The following is an 18,156-nucleotide window of genomic DNA, read 5'->3' on the forward strand; positions in this document are numbered from 1 at the left end:
CGCCAACCTCACCGCAATGGATGATCCGCTCCGCGCACCTGAAACGCTGCGCGGATCGCCCATTGCTCCACCGGCGCACCCGCGCCAATCTGACCGCCGGGCTCCGGCTTCGGGTGGATGAAGATTGGGGGTCACAGCAGTATCACTTTATCAAGTGGGCGGAATTGCATTATATATTCTTGATGTGGTTGTCGTGTGTAGGCAATGCAGGAAGCGGCCGTTTCCTGCCCATCGCGATCTGTGCTTTATGCTCTGCGGCCTCCTGCATCCTGCGTTGTGATGCAATGATTGGATGCGGTCCAGGCAACCGTCTGCTCTAATAGGTTATCTTGTGCCCCGGACCGTCTGAAACCAGATTGCGTTTGCGCGCAAAGGGCCGGCGGTAAGCGGATTCAACGATTTGCAGGCAAACTACTCATCTGCACTGCTCGTGTTTTGCTGGGTAGTTACATGGTGACCATGGCGCGAAACCAACGCCTGGCATTGCCGAAGAAGTCTGAGATGACCACATGCTCGGGACCTATCCGCCACCTACTCTCTGGCGATCCCGTTTTCCGCGCAGAGCGTTGCGAGCACCTCGTGAATGCGGGCGATGATCTCTCCTCTCGGAGAGACGATGCGTTCCACGATCCCGATTTGTCGGGACAGCGGGGGATCCCCGAACGGAAGGCTCACGAGGCTCTCGTTTTCGGGCTCCTGCAAGGCCACCTGTGGCACCACCGATATTCCGAGCCCCTGGCGGACGCAGGTCATGATCGCGCCGATCGTGTCGATCGCGGCCACGTCCTGGGTCACGATGCCCATCCGCGAGATCTCGGTGTCGATGAGGTTTGCAAGCGGCACCGAGCTCTGGAACCGCACGAACGGCTTCGTGGCGAGCGCCTCGGCCACGGTCTCCACCACCGTGCCGGCGGGGGCGATCAGCCATAGCGGCTCCCGCAGGAACGGGCTCCAGCGCAGGGCCGGCGGGAAAGCGACATGCTCGGCGACGACCGCTGCATCGAGCCGGCCCGCCGCGACATCGGCAATCAGGGCCGAAGAGTTCGCCACGACAAGGCTGGTCTTCAGCTCGGGGAAGCGCGATCGCATCTGCACTATGGCGCCGGGCAGGAGGTTCAGCGCGCTCGAACGCACCGAGCCAAGCATCAGGGTGCCCGAGATCCGATCCCCCCTCAGGCTGGCCTTGGTGTCGTCGTGCAGGCGCAGGACGTCCTGCGCGAGTTCCAGCACCTGGAGGCCCTGTGGGGTCAGTTTCGGAGGCCGCGAGGCGCGCTCGAACAGCGTCACGTCAAGCTCCTGTTCCAGCGCCTGGATCTGCTGGCTGACCGCGGAAGGGCTCAGGTTCACGACCCCGGCCGCGCGCAGGAAGGTGCCATGCGTGGCGATGGCCACCAGGGTCTTGAGTTGCCGCGTGTCCATGACTTCGTCCGCTTTTTCTTAATTTACCGATCAGAATTACGCGCTGTATTGAAGCTAAGCTATCCGATAAGTCGATGCATGAGGAGGATTTCCGCGCAGGTCGGGAGGGCCGGTCGCGGACATCACACAAAATCTGAAGCGAACAAGCCCCGGAACCGCCGTTCCGGGGACCGGAGAAGACTGCCATGAGCAAGACCATCCTGGTGACCGGTCCCGACCTTGATCCCTCCGCGGCTCAATTGGTTGCGGAGCACGGTTATCGCACGGTGCACACCCCGGCTTACGCCGACAGCGAGACGATCTCGGAGCACCTGAAGAGCACCGGCGCGGTCGCGATCGTCTCCCGGATGGGGCGGCTCGATGAGGCGGTCTTGGACACGGTCGAGACCCTGCGCGTCATTTCCAAGCACGGCGTGGGCGTGGACAACATCGATCTCGCGGCAGCGGCGGAACGGGGTATTCCCGTCCTTGTCGCCAGCGGGGCGAACGCGGTTTCGGTCGCCGAACATGCCATCGCGCTTCTGCTTACGGCGGTGAAGCGGATCCTGCCGCTTGACGGGGGGCTGCGGGCGGGCCGCTGGGAAAAGCCGGGCTTCCAAGGGCGGGAGCTGGCCGGGGCGACCTTCGCGCTTGTGGGCATGGGCGCCATCGCCCAGGCAACCGCCCGCTACGCCCATGGCCTGGGTTTGCGGCTCATTGCCTTCGATCCCTATGCGGCCGACGATGCCTTCGAGGAGAACGGGGTGACGCGCTGCGCATCGCCGGACGCGCTCTTTTCGCAAGCTGACATCCTGAGCCTGCACTGTCCGCTGACCGACCAGACGCGCGGCCTCGTCAATGCGGATACGCTGGCGCAGATGCCGAAAGGCAGTTTCGTCATCAATACCGCGCGGGGCGGCCTGATCGATGAGGCGGCGCTGTTGGAGGCAGTGCGTTCGCGGCATCTCGCAGGGGCCGGGCTGGACTCCTTCGCCGTCGAGCCTCCGGCGCAGGATCATCCGTTCTGGTCCGAGCCCCGGATCGTCGTCACCCCGCATATCGGCGGCGTGACCCGGGAGGCCAGCGCGCGCGTCGGACAACAGGCGGTGCAGGGCATCTTCGACGTCCTCGAAGGGCGCAGTGTGCCACGCGCGCGCATAGCAAATCTCAAGCTGCTGGAGGCGTCCCAAGCGTCCCTGGCCAATATCGAGGGCTGACCATGTCTCAAGGTTTCCGCATTCTCACCCGGCAGCGCGTCGCACCGCGCGCCCTTGTCGAAAGCTTCGCGACGCTGCCTGTCGCCAATGTCTCGGACGCCATGGCGCGGATGAGTGCCGCTGGTCCGGCGCTGCGCCCGATGCACCGGTCCGGCTCCATGGCCGGCGTGGCGCTGACCGTGAAGGCGCGGCCGGGGGATAACCTGATGTTGCACAAGGCCATCGACATGGCGGAGCCCGGGGACGTCATCGTCTGCGATGCCGGCGGTGACCTTACAAACGCGCTGATGGGCGAGCTGATGCTGGCCTACGCGGTGAGGAAGGGGGTCGCGGGCTTCGTGCTGAATGCCGCGATCCGCGATGCGGATGCCTTCCTCGAGACCAACCTGCCAACCTTCGCCGCGGGCATCACTCACCGCGGCCCCTACAAGGACGGCCCTGGCGAGATCAACGTGCCGATCAGTTTCGGCGGCATGGTGATCGCGCCCGGCGACATCGTGCTGGGCGACAGCGACGGGGTGCTGTCGGTGCCTCTCGACGATGCCGCCGAGGTCCTCGCGCGGACCCAGGCCAAGCAGGACGCCGAGACACGGCAGATGCAGGCCATTGCCAACGGCACCAACGACCGCGCCTGGGTTGACACAGCGCTCAAGGAGCGCGGCTGTGTGTTCCCGGCATCCTGACAATCCACACCATGACCGCATGAAAGGGAGGAAACCTATGTTCAAGCTCATGCAGACGACCGTTCTGGCCAGTGTCACGGCCTTGGCGGCCACCGCCGCGCTGGCGGAATATCCCGGGAAGCCGATCGAGGTGATCGTCGGCTATTCGGCCGGCGGCGGGACCGACGTGATGGCGCGCACCACCGCGCCGTTCATCGAGAAATATCTCGGCGAGGGCGCGAGCATCGTCGTCAAGAACATGCCCGGCGCGAGCGGCCAGATCGGCGTGACCGAGGCCGCGCATGCGGATGCCGACGGATACACGCTCGGAACCTTCAATCTGCCCGGGATGATGGCCCGCACCATCGACCGCGAGGCCGACTACGACACCGAGAGCTTCACCTATCTCGCCAACGTGGTGAACGACCCGAATGTGATCGTCACCCAGAAGGGCAGCGGGCTCGACACGATCGACAAGCTGATCGAGGAAGCCAAGGCCAATCCCGGCGCCATCACCGTCGGCATGTCGAGCCTTGGCGGCGACGACCATTTCGCGCTCATCAAGTTGCAGAACCTGACCGAGGCCGAGTTCACCATCGTGCCCTTCAAGGGGTCGGCCCCGGCCCGCACGGCGCTGATGGGGGGCCATGTCGCCATGGGCATTCTCAACATCTCGGAAGTGGCTGAATTCCAGGAAGAGCTGAACGTGCTGGGCGTCGCGACCGAAAAACGTTCCGAGTTTGCGCCGGAGCTGCCGACCTTCAAGGAGCAGGGGCTCGATCTCGTCAACGGCTCCATGCGGGGCTTCATCGCACCTGCCGGTCTGCCCGAGGACGTGGAGGCGAAACTGCTCGACGCGTTCCGGCAGCTCGAGGAGGACGAAGCGTTCATCCAGGCGATGAAGGAGACGGCCAACCCGGTCGAGGTCGTGACGGGCGAAGACTTCAAGGCATTGACCCAGGAGCTTCACGACCTGGCGCAGGATGTGTGGAACGAAACGCCCTGGAACTGATCCACTGACCCGCGCGCGCCGGAGGGCTTCCGGCGCGCCAGACCTCGAACGCGGAGCCTCTGCCATGCCGGAACACCGACCCAAACGCCTTGCCCGGCCGGAAACCCTGACCGCGCTCGGCATCATCTTCGCCGCGATCGTCTTCCTGGTCCCGACCGCCGAGCTCAGGCCGATCTCGGCCCTCTTGCCCGCATCCATGCTGATCGGGTTGGTGGTGCTCTCGGCGGCGCTCCTGGTCCGTGACCAGCGCAAGGCCAGCGGCGGCGAGCCCGCGCATCAGATGACTCAGGCGCCGAAACGTGTCGGCGGAGCCTTCCTGCTGATCGTGGCCTATGCGCTCGCCACCGATTTCATCGGGTTCTACGTGAGCACCGCCGTGACCATCCCGCTAGTGGCCTGGATCTTCGGGTTCCGAAACCCTTCGGGTCTGGCGCTGGCCACCGTGATCGTCCTCGGGTCCGTCTGGCTGATCTTCGATTTCGGGATGTCGCAGGACTTTCCCTCCGGCCGGCTTTGGCAGTGAGGCTTCCATGTATTCCGATCTTCTGAACGCGCTTCCCGAGGTCCTGGGCCTCAGCAATTTCCTCGCCGTGATCATCGGTGTCGTCGCCGGCATCGTCGTGGGGGCCATGCCCGGCCTCTCGGCCACCATGGCGATCTCGGTGCTCGTGCCCTTCACCTTCGGCCTCGAGCCACTGGTGGCACTCGGCCTCATGGCGGGCATCTACAACGGGGCGATGTATGGCGGGGCGATCCCCGCGGTGCTGCTCCGCATTCCCGGCACCCCGGCCGCCGTCGCGACGACCTTTGACGGCTATCCGATGGCGCAGAAGGGCGAAGGCGGCTACGCGCTGCAGGTCGCCGTGGTCTCCTCGGCCATTGGTGGCATCGCCTCTGCCTTCGCTTTGATGCTGCTCGCACCGCCGCTCAGCAAGGTGACGCTGCTCTTCGGGCCGTCCGAGGTGTTCTGGGTCGCGGTCTTCGGGCTTGCCTCGATCATCTTCCTGCTGGGAGGCAATCCGATCAAGGGTCTGATCAGCGCCTGTTTCGGCGTCTTCGTCTCGGTGATCGGGTCCGACCCGATCTACGGCAGCGACCGCTTCACGTTCGGCCAGCTCGAACTGCTCGACGGGATTTCCATCGTCATCCTGCTCGTCGGCCTCTACGCCCTGCCGCCGGTGATCGACCTTCTGGAAACGCCGCTCAAGACCGATGGCGTCAACAGCTCCAAGCTCGGCACGGAACCGATCTGGAAAACCCTGCCTCGGATGGCGCGGTTCTGGAAAACCTGGCTTCGGTCCTCCGTCATCGGCATCTGGATCGGCATCCTTCCCGGCGCGGGCGGCTCGATGGCGGCCTTCATGTCCTACAACGAAGCGCGCCGCAGCAGCCGGACGCCGGAAACCTGGGGCGAAGGCGAGCCAGAGGGCGTCGCGGCCTCGGAAACGGCCAACAACGCGGACACCGCATCGGCGCTGATCCCGGCGCTGACACTGGGCATCCCCGGAACGGCCGTGGCCGCGGTCATGCTGGGCGGCCTCCTGGTGCACGGCCTTCAGCCCGGCCCGATGCTCTTCCGCGAGAACCCCGACGTGGTCTTCGGCTTCATGTGGCAGTTCCTGTTCGGCGCGATCCTCTTGATCCTGCTCGGCGGGGCGCTGGCCACCAACAGCTTCGCGCGGCTCTTGAACCTGCCGAGGCCGCTTCTTGGATCGGTCATCATCGTGCTGATGCTGATCGGCGTCTATTCGATCCATGGCCGCATGTTCGACGTCTACCTGATGCTGGGCTTCGGCGCGATCGGCTGGGTCATGGACAAGCTGAAGTTTCCGCTGCCGCCGGTCGTGCTCGGCCTGATCCTCGGTGCCTTCGCGGAGGAGAACCTTCGGCTCGCCTTGCGGATCGGCCGCGGCGACTGGACGACGCTCATGGCCAACACCACGAGCCAGATCCTTATCGCGCTGACAATTGCGGTGGTCGTCGGTCCGATCGTGAAGCGCCGCTTCATCGACAGCCGGAAACCGCAGGAACAGGGCTGATCCCAACGGGGTCGGCCTTTCGGAACACCTTGGAGATTGACGTTCCGTCCAAGACGTCGACTGAGGGGCGGCCCGTTTTGCCTCGACGAGCCTGACACAGGCTGTAGAACGGGCCGCGCCACCTGATTGGCGCAGCTCTGCCGCTAGCAAGCTGGAGTTTTCGACCAATTTGGGTAGCTCGGTGTGTCTGAACGAGTTTCGGGCTTTCCTGAACGGTTTTCTGCCTCCACATTGCCCCTGCTAGGTCGGGCGGTGGCGGTTGAAGGAAGCTAGTTCACGCGTCTGGCCGTCAATCGATGAATGGGGGGGGGCGCGTGCTGTAATGGCCGATGTCTCGGCTGATCCCAGCCCGCTATTCAAACGCCCCCTAGATCAATCCCCTCAGCCAAACCCAATTCCCCCATTCCATCCGCAAACAATCCCCCTCACACCCACCCTATTCTCCCCGCAATTCCCGCCGCCACCCATTCCCAAACCCCATAAACCCGCATCTCCAATAACCCCGCGCTGGACGCAGGATAATGGCCTCACTACACTTCCCGGATGCGGCGCGCAGAACCAGAACAAGCGCCGTCACGGGGAGGTGCCCGGGCATTGCTCGAGGTTCGTGATCTGCATCTGTCCTTCGGGGGCATCAAGGCGCTGCAGGGCGTCGGCTTCACCGCGCGCGCGGGCGAGATCACAGGGGTGATCGGGCCGAACGGGGCGGGAAAGACCTCTCTTTTCAATGCGATATCGGGGTTCTACGCGCCCTCCCAAGGGCAGGTCCTGCTTGACGGCGAGGACATCACCAAGGCGCCGCCGGACCGGCGGGCGGCGCTGGGGATCGCGCGGACCTTCCAGAATATCGCGCTTTTTCGCGGGATGACCGTGCTCGACAACATCAAGCTCGGTGGCCACACCCGGCTGAAATCGGGGATCTGGTCGGCGCTGGGATATTTCGGCACCGCCCAACGCGAGGAACTGGCCTTTCGCGCCGAAATCGAGGAACGGGTCATCGATTTCCTCGAGATCGACCATATCCGCAAATTGCCGATCACCATGCTGCCCTATGGCCTGCAGAAACGCGTGGAATTGGCGCGGGCGCTGGCGATGCGGCCGAAGGTGCTGCTGCTCGACGAGCCGGTCGCCGGCATGAACCGCGAGGAGACCGGCGACATGGCGCGCTTCATCCTCGATGTGCAGCAGGAGTTCGGCACCACCATCCTCCTGGTGGAACACGACATGCATATGGTGATGGATATCTGCGCGCGGATCGTGGTGCTGAACTTCGGCCACCAGATCGCCGAGGGCAGCCCGGCGGAGGTCTCGGCCAGGCCCGCGGTGATCGAGGCCTACCTGGGGGAGGCGGTCTGATGGGGCAGTTCATCCAGTTCGCGCTGAACGGGCTCCTGGCCGGCACGATCTATTCGCTGATCGCGGTTGGGATCGTCAGCGTCTACAAGGCGACCCGGGTGGTGAACTTCGCCCATGGCTACCTGATCATGTTCGGGGCCTATTTCTACTACACCTTCGCGGTGCTCCTTCCGGGGCTCGAATGGGCGCCCGGGTGGCTGGCCAAATGGGAGCCCGCCTGGCTTCTCGCGGCGCGGGCCGAGGCCGAGATGTTCTCGCCCCGGGCGACGGTGCTCGACTGGCTGTCGAACCTGCCGCGCATCGTCCTGGGCATCCTGGGCTCGATCCTGGCCTGCGCGGTGCTGGGCCGGGTGATCGAACGGGCGCTGATGCGGCCGATGATCGGGCAGTCGGCCTTCGCGATGATCATGATCACCGTGGGGCTGGTCTCGGTGCTCTCGGGCGCCAAGGGGCTGATCTGGACCGCCGATGCCGCCTTCGTGCCGCATATCGCGCCCAATGCGCCGATCCGCTTCGAGCTGTTCGGCAGCATGGTGTTCCTGTTTGGCGCGGACCTGGTGAACGCGGCCATCGCGGTGATCCTGTTCTCGGGCATCGTGCTCTGGGTGCGCTATTCGCGCGGCGGGGTGGCGATCCGGGCCACCGCCGAGGACCAGCAGACGGCCTATTCCATGGGCATCTCGGTGCCCGCGGTCTTCGGCCATGCCTGGGTGCTGGCGGCGACCACCGGTGCCATCGCAGGCGCGATCCTGGCGACGCGCAACGGGGTCTCGCCCTCGCTCGGGCTTTTCGGCTTCTCGGTCCTGGCGATCGTGCTCATGGGCGGGCTCGACAGCTACGTCGGGGTCTTCATCGCGGCCCTGGCGGTCGGCGTGCTCGAGGCCATGGCGCAATGGCAACTCGGCGGCGAATGGGCCGAGGTGGTGCCCTATATCGCGGTCCTGGTGGTAATCCTGATCCGCCCGCACGGGCTGCTCGGCCAGAAGGAGGTCGAGCGGATATGATCAACGGCAACCTCAAGGCCAGCTACGCCGCCGACGAGCGCATCCTCGACAACGCCTATCGTCGGGGCTTCGTTTTCGGGGCGGCGGCGCTCGCCGCCGCGCTGCCCTTCGTGGCCAATGACTACATCATCCTGGTCGCGGCGCAGATGGGCATCATGCTGATCGCGGTGATCGGGCTCAACGTGGTGATCGGCTACACCGGGCTTCTGTCGCTGGGCCATGCGGCCTTCATCGCCATCGGCGCCTATGCGGTGCCGCTCTTGCACCGGCTTTTCGCGGCCTGGGGGCTGCCCGAGGGGGTGATGCCGCTTCTGGCGATCCCTCTGGCGGTCGCCGTCTCGGCGCTGGTCGGGCTCGTGGTCGGGCTGCCTTCGCTCCGGGTGAAGGGGCTCTACCTCGCGGTGGCGACGCTCAGCGCGAATTTCATCGTGATCTTCCTGATCGAGCTTGATGCCATGGCGCCCTTCACCGGCGGCTTCAACGGGATCAACACGCCCGAGGCCAACATCCTCGGCTGGCGGCTCGACAGCCAGCGCGAGATGTTCGCGCTGATCGCGGGCCTCGGCTTCGCCACGATCCTCCTGGTGCAGAACCTTTTCCGCACCCGCGTCGGGCGGGCCTTCATCGCCATTCGCGAACGCGACTATTCCGCCGAGGTGCTGGGCATCTCGCTTCTGCGCTACAAGCTCCTGAGCTTCGCCGTCTCGGCGGCCTGCTGCGGGCTGGCCGGGGCGCTGTTTGCCTATTTCTACGCCCGCATCCTGCCCGAGCAGTTCGAGCTGGCGCTGTCGCTCCAGCTGGTCGCGGCGCTGATCGTGGGCGGCATGGGCCGCACCATGGGGCCGGTCTTCGGGGTGGTGATCATCGTCATGGTGCCGGAGTTGCTGAAATACAGCTTCGGGGCCATCGCCGGCGGCAGCGCCGATGTCGCAGCCCTGCGCGCGCCGGTGCAGGAGATCGTCTTCGGCGCGCTGATCATCCTCTTCCTCATGTTCGAACCGCTCGGCATCGCCCAGATCGTGGACCGATGGCTGCGGTCGCTCAATCGCTGGCCCTTCGCCCGCGGATAACCCACCGTCTCAGGGAGGAGACACCATGACCATGAACCGCCGCAGCTTCCTCAAGCGCTCCGCCGCCGCCTCGGCGGTGATCGGGGCGCCGAGCCTCCTGAAGGCGCAGTCCGCCGAATATGTCTTCGGGGCCTCGCTGCCTCTGACCGGCCCCTTCGCCACCGCCGGGCAGCTGGTGGCCCCCGCCTTCGCCATGGCACAGCGGCTGATCAACGAGGAGGGCGGCATCGGCGGCGTGCCGATCCGCTTCCTGACCGAGGATTCGGGCTATGTGCCGCAGAACGCCCTGGCCAACTACCAGCGCGCGCTGGCGACCGAGGGCGAGGCGCTGGTGGCCTATTTCGGCGACAGCACCGGCTTCATGAAGCTGGTGGCGCCCGAGCTGCGCGGCGACCAGGCGCGGCTCATGGGCTCGACCTCCTTCGCCTCGGAGCTCGCCAACCCCGAGACCAACCCTTACCAGTTCCTCGCCGGGCCCTCCTACGAGGACCAGTTCGACATCCTGTTGCAGAACATCGCCAACGAGGGCGGCTCGAGCGTGGCCTTCATCTATTCCAACACCGAGTTCGGCCGCGACCCGATCGCCCATGGCAAGGCCCGCGCCGAGGAGCTGGGCCTGAAGGTGGTGCTGGAGGAAAGCACCAAGGCGCAGGGCGCCGACATCCCGACCCATGTGACCAAGCTCGCGCAGTCGGGCGCCGAATACTGCCTGCTCCAGGGCTATGTGACCGGCGTCTGGCCGCAGCTCATCGGCGGCGCGCGGCAGTTCGGCCTGCCGACCAAGTTCATGGGCACCTTCTGGGGCATGGAGAAGATCATCGCCGACCGCGTGACCGCCGAGGCCGGGCCCTTCCTCGAAGGCTACCAGGGCGTCATGCCCTACCGCTATTTCTACGACCGCGAGGGCGCGCCGCGCTACGAGACCTTCGCCGAGATGTCCAAGGAGATGTTCGCGGGCACCCCGCTCGAGACCTACATGCCGACCTGGACGATCCAGACCATGTGCGCCATCGAGATCGTCGTGCGCGCGCTGCGCGACACCGCCGAGAAGGACCTGCCGCTCACCGCCGACAACGCCGCCGAAAGCCTCGCCGCGATCCGCGACTGGGACATGGGCGGCTATTTCGGCGGGCCGATCAGCCTCGAGGGCAACAAGATCGGCACCGGGCGGGTCTATACCTACGGCGCCGAAAGCGGGCTTTTCACGCCCAGCTCGGACTGGTTCACGGTCTGAGCCCCGGCCCCGCGCCATGCTGAGCATCGAGAACATCGAGGTCACCTATCACCACACCGTGCAGGCCCTTCGGGGCCTGTCGCTGGAGGTGCCCGAGGGCCGGATCGTGACCCTGCTCGGCACCAATGGCGCGGGCAAGTCGACCACGCTGAAGGCGGCCTCGAACCTCCTGGGCCTTGAGAACGGCCATCTCGGCGAAGGGCGGATCACCTTTCGCGGCGAGGACGTCTTCCGCATCGCGCCCGACCGGCTGGTGCAGCGCGGGCTCTTCCACGTCCGCGAGGGGCGGCGGATCTTCACCGAGATGACGGTGGAGGACAATCTGGTTGCCGCCGCCTATGCCCTGCGCGGGCGCGACCTCAGGCCCGATTACGACAAGGTCTATGCCTTCTTTCCCCGCCTGAAAGAGCGGCGCGGCCAGATCGCGGGCTATCTCTCGGGCGGCGAGCAGCAGATGCTGGCCTTCGGGCGGGCGATGATCGCGCGGCCCTCGATGATCCTGATGGACGAGCCCTCGCTGGGCCTCGCACCGAAGATCGTCGCCGAGATCTTCGACACGGTGCGCCGGCTCAATGCCGAGGACGGCGTCTCGATCCTCCTGGTCGAGCAGAACGCCGGGGTTGCCTTCTCGGTCGCGGACTACGGCTACATCATGGAAAGCGGCCAGATCGTCATGGAGGGCCCGGTCTCCAAGCTGCGCGACGACAAGGACATCCGCAGCTTCTACCTCGGTGTCGCGACCGAGGGCAGCGCCCGCGACAGCTTTCGCGACGTGAAACACTACAAGCGCCGCAAGCGCTGGCTGAGCTGAGGGCGCCATGGCCTATGATCCCCGCACCTTGGCCGCCAAGGGCTTCCGCACCCAGGTCGCGCTGATCGCCGAACATGCCGCCAGCGACCCCGCGGGCGTCGCCATGCGCCAGAAGCGCCACGGCATCTGGCAGGAGCTGACCTGGGCGGAGCTGCAGGCCACCACCCGCGCCCTGGCCGCGGGGCTGATCGCGCTGGGCGTGGCGCCGGGCACGCATCTCGGCATCCTGTCGGAGAACCGCCGCGAATGGGTCCTGGCGCAGTTCGGCATCCAGGCCGCGGGCGGGGTGACCGTGGGCATGTATCCCACCAGCCCCGCCGCCGAGGTCGACCACCTGGTGAACGCCTCGGACACCGAGGTCCTCTTCATCGAGGACCAGGAGCAGTTCGACAAGATCGCCGAGCTGGGCGCGCGGCTGCCGAAGCTGCGCCGGCTGATCGTCTTCGACCCCCGGGGGCTGCAGGCGGAAAACTACCTGGGCGCGCTCTCCTTCGATCAGCTTCTGGTACAAGGGCAGGCGGCGCTGGCCGCGCAGGGGCCCGAGATCGACGCGCGGCTTGCCGCGCTGCGGCCCGAGGACACGGCGATGATGGTCTTCACCTCGGGCTCCACCGGCCCGCCCAAGGCCGCCGAGATCAGCCACGCCAACCTGCACGCCAGCGCCTGCCTCGCGACCGGCTTCTTCGGGGACTACCCGCCCGGGACCAACATCCTGAGCTACCTGCCGCTCTGCCATATCGCCGAGCAGAACGTGACGGTGACCAATGCGCTCTCGGGCCAGCACGTGATGAACTTCGGCGAGAGCCTGCGCACCATCACCGCCGATCTGCGCGATGCCGCCCCGCAGATCTTCTTCGGCGTGCCCCGCATCTGGGAGAAGATGCAGGCCGGGGTCATGGTGCAGGCGCAGACCGCCGCGCCGCTGCGCCGGGCGTTGACGCTGAAGGCACTGGCGCGGATCCCCGCCCGCGCGGGCACGCCGCGCAGCCAAAGGAGCCTGGGCCAGCGTCTGGCGGATGGGTTCTGGGACGTGCTGGTCTACCGCCACATCCGCAGCTACCTCGGGCTTGGCCGCTGCACCTTCGCGATCACCGCGGCGGCGCCGATCTCGGCCGACCTGCTGGTCTTCCTGCGCGGCATCGGCATCAACCTGCGCGAGGCCTGGGGCATGTCCGAGACCTCGGGCGCGGCCTCGATCCAGCCCGACTGGGGCGAAAGCGCGGGCCGCTGCGGCTTCTTCCCCGAGGGCGTCAGCCATCGCATCGCCGAGGACGGCGAGCTGCTGATCCGCGGCGGCATCGTCTTCAAGGGCTATTACGCCAACCCCGAGGCCAGCGCCGAGACCCTGGCCGGAGGCTGGCTGCACACCGGCGACATCGCCGAGGAGGCGCCCGACGGCTCGATCTCCATCGTCGACCGCAAGAAGGACATCATGATCAACGCGGCGGGCAAGAACCTCGCGCCCTCGTTGATCGAGAACACCATGAAGGCCTCGCCCTACATCAAGGAATGCATCGTGATCGCCGACCGGCGGCCCTATGTGACCGCACTGGTGCAGCTCGACGCCGACACCACGCGGCTCTGGGCCGAGGGGCAGGGCATCGCCTATACGACCTTCCGCTCGCTCGCCGAGAACCCGCGCGTGGCGGGGCTGATCGATGCCGAGGTCGCGCGGCAGAACGCGCTCCTCGCCCGGGTCGAACAGGTCAAACGCGTCTGGCTGCTGCCGAAGGAGCTCGACCACGACGACGGCGAGGTGACCGCCACGATGAAGGTGCGCCGCGGCAAGATCACCGACCGCTACGGCGCGGAGATCGAGGCGCTCTACGCGGACCGCGGGGTGGCGTGAGCGGGGCTATTCCGGGCGTGCGGCATGCAGCGGAGGGCGGGCTTAAGCTCCCGGCCCGTCCAAATGGACGCCCTTACCGCTTCGCGGGTCCGCAGAAGACCTCGTAGAGCGCGGCCATCATCTGTTCGGTCTCGGGGTCGGCGAGGCGGTAGTAGATGGTCTGCGATTCGCGGCGGGTGGCGACGATCTCGGCGGCGCGCAGCTTGGCGAGGTGCTGGCTCAGCGCCGACTGGCTGAGGTCGACGTGCTGCTGCAGCTCGCCGACCGAGGCTTCGCCCTCGGCCAGGCGGCACAGGATCAACAGCCGCTTGGCGTTGGCCATGAGGTTCAGCCGCTCTGCGACCTGGTCGGCTTTGTCGTGCAGGTCCGTGAAACTCATCGGGCTCACCAGGATTGCATTATTAGCTTGTTATAATTTAGTCATCGCTTACATAAGGGCAAGTCGACCGCATCGGATCAAGGAGAATGGGCGATGGAGCTGGGAACCGCAACGGCCTTCACGCCATGGGCCTCGCTCTTCGGGGGCATGCTGATCGGGCTCAGTGCCGTCATTCTGATGGGCACCCTGGGCCGGATCGCCGGCATCTCGGGCATCACAAGCGGCGGGCTCGCGCGGGTTCTGCCGGGCGTCAGTGCGGGCGCGGGGGCCGAGTGGTCCTGGCGGCTGGCCTTCATCGGCGGGCTGGTGACGGCGCCGCTCCTGGTGCAGCTCGCGACCGGCGCGCCGATCCCGCAGGAGGTGCCCGGGAACCTCTGGGCCATGCTGGCGGCCGGGCTCCTCGTGGGGCTCGGCACCGCGCTAGGATCCGGCTGCACCTCGGGGCACGGGGTCTGCGGGCTGGCCCGGCTCTCGCCGCGCTCGCTGGCGGCGGTCGCGAGCTTCATGGGCAGCGCCGCGCTGACCGTCTTCGTGCTGCGCCACCTGCTGTAAGGAGGGACCGATGCGCATTCTGATCGGATATCTCGCCGGGCTGATCTTCGGCGTCGGGCTGGTGGTCTCGGGCATGTCCAACCCCGCCAAGGTGCTGAACTTCCTCGATGTCTTCGGCAGTTGGGACCCAAGCCTCGCCTTCGTCATGGGCGGCGCCATGCTGGTCAGCTTCCTGGGCTACCGGGTGGTCTGGCGCCGGCCCGCGCCGCTTTACAACCCCCGGTTCGAGCTGCCCGCGACCTCCCGGATCGACGCCCGCCTCCTGACCGGATCGGCGCTTTTCGGGCTTGGCTGGGGGATCGGCGGCTTCTGCCCGGGGCCGGCCTGGACCGCGCTGCCGCTGCTCGCGCCGGGCACGCTTGTCTTCCTGCCCGCCATGCTGGCCGGGCTCTGGCTCGGCCGACGCCCGGGGCCCAGCTTTCTTCAGACCAAAGGAGCGTAAGCCATGCCACGCGACTATTCGCAGGACACCCGCATCGTCAGGCACTCGCCCTCCACCGGCGCGGGCAACCCGGATGTCTGGGGGATCTACGACCCCGACACCGGCTCGATCCAGTATATCTGCGCCGATCCCGAAACCCGGCAGGCGGCGCTGATCGACGTGGTGCTGAACTATGACCCGGCCCATGCGGCGACCTCCGAGGAGAGCCTCGAGCAGGTGCTGGAGATCGTCGCCGGAGAGGGGCTCGAGGTGGCCTGGGTGCTCGACACGCATCCCCATGCCGATCACCTCATGGCCTCGGCCCGGCTGCGCGCGCGCACCGGCGCGCCCACCGCCATCGGCGCCAAGGTGCGCGAGATCGCGGCGCTCTGGCGCGGGTTCTACAACACGCCCGAGGCTTTCGACCCCGACCGCGATTTCGACCGGCTTTTCGCCGACGGAGAGACCTTCGCGCTGGGCAATCTGGAGATGCGGGTGATGCTCTCGCCCGGCCACACGCTGGGTTCGGTCAGCTACATCTGCGGCGACGCGGGCTTCGTGCATGACACGCTGATGCATGTCGACGTCGGCACGTCGCGGGCGGATTTTCCCGGCGGCACGACCGAGGACCTCTGGGCCTCGATCCAGGACCTCCTGGCGCTGCCGGGCGAGACGCGGCTTTTCGTCGGCCACGACTACGGCAGCGCCAGCCGCGACACCCCGGCCTGGGAGGCCACGGTCGCCGAGCATCGCGCGGGGAACCCGCATGTGAAGGCGGGCACCGAGCGGCAGGCCTTCCTGGACCTGCGCGCCGCCCGTGACGCCACGCTGCCGCTGCCCGACCGGATGCTCGCCGCCCTGCAGATCAACCTGCGCGGCGGGCGGCTGCCCGCGCCCGAGGATGACGGGCGCTCCTACCTGAAAATCCCGCTGAACTTCTTCTGAGGTGAGAGACATGCCCATCGGCATCAAGGACATGCTGGCCTCGGCCCGCGCGGTGGCATCAGCCAGCACCCCGACCGAGGCCCAGGCCGCCGTTGAGACGGGCGCGGTGATCCTCGACGTGCGCGAGCCGGGAGAGCTGACCGCGGACGGGCGCATCGCCGCGGCGCTGCATGTGCCGCGCGGCCTCCTCGAAGTGCGCGCCGACCCCGAGAGCCCCGCCGCGCTCTCGGCGCTCACCCGCCAGCGTGGGGCAGGGCCGGTGCATGTCCTCTGCGCCTCGGGCACCCGGGCCTGGCTCGCCGCGCATACGCTCATCCGCATGGGCTACGAGGCGCGGGTGATCGAGGGCGGCCTGGCGGCCTGGCGCCGCGACGGCCTGCCGCTCGACTGACCGATGCGCCCGCTTGCCCGCTACCTGCCGGTCCTCGACTGGGGCCGCGGCTACTCCCGCGCGACGCTGGGCGCCGACCTCCTGGCGGCGCTGATCGTGACGATCATGCTGGTGCCGCAGTCGCTCGCCTATGCGCTGCTCGCCGGGCTGCCGCCCGAGGCGGGGCTTTACGCCTCGATCGTGCCGATCCTGCTTTATGCCATCTTCGGCAGCAGTCGCAGCCTCGCGGTCGGGCCGGTTGCCGTGGTCTCGCTGATGACCGCCGCCGCCGTGGGCAAGGTCGCCGAGGCGGGCACCGCGGACTATGCGACCGCCGCGCTGACGCTGGCCTTCCTCTCGGGGCTGATCCTGGTGGGGCTGGGGCTGCTGCGGCTGGGGTTCCTGGCGAATTTCATCTCGCATCCGGTGATCGCGGGGTTCATCACCGCCTCGGGGCTTCTGATCGCCGCCAGCCAGCTGCGCCACATCCTCGGGATCGAGGGTGGCGGGCACACGCTGGCCGAGATTCTGGCGTCGCTCGCCGCCGAAGCGGGGCAGGTGAACCTGCCGACGCTTGCCATCGGGGGCGCGGCGCTGATCGCGCTCTTCTGGATGCGCAGGGGCTTGAAGCCCGCGCTGCGCGCCCTGGGTGCCGGCCCGCGGCTCGCCGACATCGCGGCCAAGGCCGGGCCGGTCCTGGTGATTGCAACGACGACCGGCGCCGTCTGGGCCTTCGATCTCTCCGCCCGGGGCGTCGCCGTGGTCGGCGCGGTGCCCGGCAGCCTGCCGCCGTTCAGCATGCCCGGCCTCTCGCCCGAGCTCCTGGCCCAGCTCATCGGCCCGGCTGTCCTGATCTCGGTCATCGGCTTCGTGGAATCGATCTCTGTCGCCCAGACGCTGGCCGCCTCGCGCCGTCAGCGCGTCGATCCCGACCAGGAGCTGATCGGCCTCGGCGCGGCCAATATCGGCGCGGGGTTCAGCGGCGGTTTCCCGGTCACCGGCGGCTTCTCGCGCTCGGTGGTCAACCACGACGCCGGGGCGCGGACGCCCGCCGCCGGGACCTTCACCGCGTTCGGGCTGGCGCTGGCGGCGCTTTATCTCACGCCGCTGATCCATCACCTGCCCAAGGCCACGCTGGCCGCGACGATCATCGTGGCGGTCCTGAACCTCGTTGACCTGTCGATCCTGCGCCGCGCCTGGCGCTTCAGCGGAGCTGATTTCCTGGCGGTGGTGGTGACCATGGGGCTGACGCTCTTGGTCGGTGTCGAGGCCGGGGTCAGCGCCGGGGTCGCGGCCTCGGTGCTGGTGCATCTCTACAAGACCTCGCGCCCGCATATGGCGGTGGTGGGCCGGGTGCCCGGCACCGCGCATTTCCGCAACGTGAAGCGGCACCGGGTCGAGACCCAGCCGCATCTCCTGAGCCTGCGGGTCGACGAGAGCCTCTATTTCCCCAACGCCCGCTTCCTCGAGGACCGCGTCGCCGCGCTGGTGGCCGAGCGCCCGGAGCTGACGGATGTGGTGCTGGTCTTCTCGGCGGTGAACGAGGTCGACCTCTCGGCGCTCGAGAGCCTCGAGACCATCAACACCCGGCTGCGCGAGGCCGGCCTGCGCCTGCACCTGAGCGAGGTGAAGGGCCCGGTCATGGACCGCCTGCGCCGGAGCCGGTTCTGCGAGGAGCTGACCGGGCAGGTCTTCCTGTCGCAGGGCGAGGCCTGGGAGGCGCTGCGCGCGCCCGGCGCCTGCGCGCTGTCCGAGCCGACGGTCGGTCCGCATGCGGTGGGGCAGGGGCGGTAGGCGCGGGGGCCTAGGCGGGGCGCGTTATTTGGGATGGACAGGT

The 18,156-nt window shown here is 67.4% G+C and carries 18 protein-coding genes and 1 pseudogene; 17 read left to right on the plus strand and 2 right to left on the minus strand.

From position 1 onward, the window contains the following. A partial coding sequence (locus ACX938_RS16710; RefSeq protein WP_459431882.1) for a hypothetical protein occupies positions 1-320 on the plus strand: 320 nt, incomplete at its 5' end. A 211-nt stretch (positions 321-531) separates the two neighbouring features. Here ACX938_RS16710 and ACX938_RS16715 read toward each other — a convergent pair. Then, entirely contained in the window at positions 532-1,419 is an 888-nt protein-coding gene (locus tag ACX938_RS16715) for a LysR family transcriptional regulator (RefSeq protein WP_459431883.1), read from the minus strand. A 185-nt stretch (positions 1,420-1,604) separates the two neighbouring features. On the opposite strand from ACX938_RS16715, the gene ACX938_RS16720 reads away from it, so the two are divergent. The 11 genes from ACX938_RS16720 to ACX938_RS16770 all read left to right on the plus strand — a co-directional run bounded on the left by ACX938_RS16720 (position 1,605) and on the right by ACX938_RS16770 (position 13,652). Continuing rightward, complete coding sequence (locus ACX938_RS16720) at positions 1,605-2,615, plus strand: hydroxyacid dehydrogenase (RefSeq protein WP_459431884.1); 1,011 nt, start codon at positions 1,605-1,607, stop codon at positions 2,613-2,615. Positions 2,616-2,617: 2 nt separating this feature from the next. Beyond that, the gene (locus ACX938_RS16725; RefSeq protein ID WP_459431885.1) at positions 2,618-3,298 is read left to right on the plus strand and encodes an RraA family protein; all 681 of its coding nucleotides are present in this window, start codon (positions 2,618-2,620) and stop codon (positions 3,296-3,298) included. Between the two features lie 37 nt (positions 3,299-3,335). Further along, complete coding sequence (locus tag ACX938_RS16730; RefSeq protein WP_459431886.1) at positions 3,336-4,289, plus strand: tripartite tricarboxylate transporter substrate binding protein; 954 nt, start codon at positions 3,336-3,338, stop codon at positions 4,287-4,289. A gap of 64 nt (positions 4,290-4,353) precedes the next feature. Further along, the gene (locus ACX938_RS16735) at positions 4,354-4,812 is read left to right on the plus strand and encodes a tripartite tricarboxylate transporter TctB family protein (RefSeq protein ID WP_459431887.1); all 459 of its coding nucleotides are present in this window, start codon (positions 4,354-4,356) and stop codon (positions 4,810-4,812) included. Between the two features lie 7 nt (positions 4,813-4,819). Further along, positions 4,820-6,328, plus strand: coding sequence for a tripartite tricarboxylate transporter permease (locus tag ACX938_RS16740; protein ID WP_459431888.1), 1,509 nt, complete (start codon positions 4,820-4,822; stop codon positions 6,326-6,328). A gap of 543 nt (positions 6,329-6,871) precedes the next feature. Further along, positions 6,872-7,684, plus strand: a complete 813-nt coding sequence (locus ACX938_RS16745; RefSeq protein ID WP_459431889.1) for an ABC transporter ATP-binding protein — start codon at positions 6,872-6,874, stop codon at positions 7,682-7,684. After that, positions 7,684-8,688, plus strand: coding sequence for a branched-chain amino acid ABC transporter permease (locus tag ACX938_RS16750; RefSeq protein ID WP_459431890.1), 1,005 nt, complete (start codon positions 7,684-7,686; stop codon positions 8,686-8,688). Before ACX938_RS16745 ends, ACX938_RS16750 begins: the two co-directional genes overlap by 1 nt. Next, positions 8,685-9,758, plus strand: a complete 1,074-nt coding sequence (locus ACX938_RS16755) for a branched-chain amino acid ABC transporter permease (protein WP_459431891.1) — start codon at positions 8,685-8,687, stop codon at positions 9,756-9,758. Before ACX938_RS16750 ends, ACX938_RS16755 begins: the two co-directional genes overlap by 4 nt. 25 nt (positions 9,759-9,783) lie before the next feature. Beyond that, positions 9,784-10,992: an ABC transporter substrate-binding protein gene (locus ACX938_RS16760; protein ID WP_459431892.1), complete on the plus strand. Its 1,209-nt coding sequence runs from the start codon at positions 9,784-9,786 to the stop codon at positions 10,990-10,992. A gap of 16 nt (positions 10,993-11,008) precedes the next feature. Continuing rightward, complete coding sequence (locus tag ACX938_RS16765; RefSeq protein ID WP_459431893.1) at positions 11,009-11,803, plus strand: ABC transporter ATP-binding protein; 795 nt, start codon at positions 11,009-11,011, stop codon at positions 11,801-11,803. 7 nt (positions 11,804-11,810) lie between these two features. Then, positions 11,811-13,652 carry an AMP-dependent synthetase/ligase gene (locus ACX938_RS16770; RefSeq protein ID WP_459431894.1) on the plus strand — a complete coding sequence of 614 codons (1,842 nt, stop codon included), beginning with the start codon at positions 11,811-11,813 and terminating at the stop codon, positions 13,650-13,652. 73 nt (positions 13,653-13,725) lie between these two features. On the opposite strand, the gene ACX938_RS16775 is transcribed toward ACX938_RS16770, so the two are convergent. Next, entirely contained in the window at positions 13,726-14,031 is a 306-nt protein-coding gene (locus tag ACX938_RS16775) for an ArsR/SmtB family transcription factor (protein ID WP_232754067.1), read from the minus strand. 78 nt (positions 14,032-14,109) lie between these two features. On the opposite strand from ACX938_RS16775, the pseudogene ACX938_RS16780 reads away from it, so the two are divergent. From ACX938_RS16780 to ACX938_RS16800, 5 genes and pseudogenes are all read left to right on the plus strand, one after another. Further along, positions 14,110-14,583 (plus strand): annotated as a pseudogene (locus tag ACX938_RS16780) (YeeE/YedE family protein); the annotation flags it as partial. A 10-nt stretch (positions 14,584-14,593) separates the two neighbouring features. Then, a complete protein-coding gene (locus ACX938_RS16785) occupies positions 14,594-15,025 on the plus strand; it encodes a DUF6691 family protein (protein ID WP_459431895.1) in 432 nt (143 codons plus the stop codon). Positions 15,026-15,028: 3 nt separating this feature from the next. Further along, positions 15,029-15,949, plus strand: coding sequence for an MBL fold metallo-hydrolase (locus tag ACX938_RS16790; protein ID WP_459431896.1), 921 nt, complete (start codon positions 15,029-15,031; stop codon positions 15,947-15,949). Between the two features lie 10 nt (positions 15,950-15,959). After that, a complete protein-coding gene (locus ACX938_RS16795; protein WP_459431897.1) occupies positions 15,960-16,340 on the plus strand; it encodes a rhodanese-like domain-containing protein in 381 nt (126 codons plus the stop codon). A 3-nt stretch (positions 16,341-16,343) separates the two neighbouring features. Further along, positions 16,344-18,113, plus strand: a complete 1,770-nt coding sequence (locus tag ACX938_RS16800) for a SulP family inorganic anion transporter (protein ID WP_459431898.1) — start codon at positions 16,344-16,346, stop codon at positions 18,111-18,113. Positions 18,114-18,156: the final 43 nt, after the last annotated feature.

Source organism: Roseivivax sp. (genome assembly GCF_054552075.1).

What these genes read in the sequence shown, in the direction of transcription:
- ACX938_RS16795 (WP_459431897.1), top strand. Translation starts at nt 15,960, where the DNA reads ATGCCCATCGGCATCAAGGACATGCTGGCCTCGGCCCGCGCGGTGGCA.
- ACX938_RS16725 (WP_459431885.1), top strand. Translation starts at nt 2,618, where the DNA reads ATGTCTCAAGGTTTCCGCATTCTCACCCGGCAGCGCGTCGCACCGCGC.
- ACX938_RS16750 (WP_459431890.1), top strand. Translation starts at nt 7,684, where the DNA reads ATGGGGCAGTTCATCCAGTTCGCGCTGAACGGGCTCCTGGCCGGCACG.
- ACX938_RS16745 (WP_459431889.1), top strand. Translation starts at nt 6,872, where the DNA reads ATGCGGCGCGCAGAACCAGAACAAGCGCCGTCACGGGGAGGTGCCCGG.
- ACX938_RS16760 (WP_459431892.1), top strand. Translation starts at nt 9,784, where the DNA reads ATGACCATGAACCGCCGCAGCTTCCTCAAGCGCTCCGCCGCCGCCTCG.
- ACX938_RS16775 (WP_232754067.1), bottom strand. Translation starts at nt 14,031, where the DNA reads ATGAGTTTCACGGACCTGCACGACAAAGCCGACCAGGTCGCAGAGCGG.
- ACX938_RS16755 (WP_459431891.1), top strand. Translation starts at nt 8,685, where the DNA reads ATGATCAACGGCAACCTCAAGGCCAGCTACGCCGCCGACGAGCGCATC.
- ACX938_RS16715 (WP_459431883.1), bottom strand. Translation starts at nt 1,419, where the DNA reads ATGGACACGCGGCAACTCAAGACCCTGGTGGCCATCGCCACGCATGGC.
- ACX938_RS16765 (WP_459431893.1), top strand. Translation starts at nt 11,009, where the DNA reads ATGCTGAGCATCGAGAACATCGAGGTCACCTATCACCACACCGTGCAG.
- ACX938_RS16790 (WP_459431896.1), top strand. Translation starts at nt 15,029, where the DNA reads ATGCCACGCGACTATTCGCAGGACACCCGCATCGTCAGGCACTCGCCC.
- ACX938_RS16770 (WP_459431894.1), top strand. Translation starts at nt 11,811, where the DNA reads ATGGCCTATGATCCCCGCACCTTGGCCGCCAAGGGCTTCCGCACCCAG.
- ACX938_RS16730 (WP_459431886.1), top strand. Translation starts at nt 3,336, where the DNA reads ATGTTCAAGCTCATGCAGACGACCGTTCTGGCCAGTGTCACGGCCTTG.
- ACX938_RS16740 (WP_459431888.1), top strand. Translation starts at nt 4,820, where the DNA reads ATGTATTCCGATCTTCTGAACGCGCTTCCCGAGGTCCTGGGCCTCAGC.
- ACX938_RS16785 (WP_459431895.1), top strand. Translation starts at nt 14,594, where the DNA reads ATGCGCATTCTGATCGGATATCTCGCCGGGCTGATCTTCGGCGTCGGG.
- ACX938_RS16735 (WP_459431887.1), top strand. Translation starts at nt 4,354, where the DNA reads ATGCCGGAACACCGACCCAAACGCCTTGCCCGGCCGGAAACCCTGACC.
- ACX938_RS16800 (WP_459431898.1), top strand. Translation starts at nt 16,344, where the DNA reads ATGCGCCCGCTTGCCCGCTACCTGCCGGTCCTCGACTGGGGCCGCGGC.
- ACX938_RS16720 (WP_459431884.1), top strand. Translation starts at nt 1,605, where the DNA reads ATGAGCAAGACCATCCTGGTGACCGGTCCCGACCTTGATCCCTCCGCG.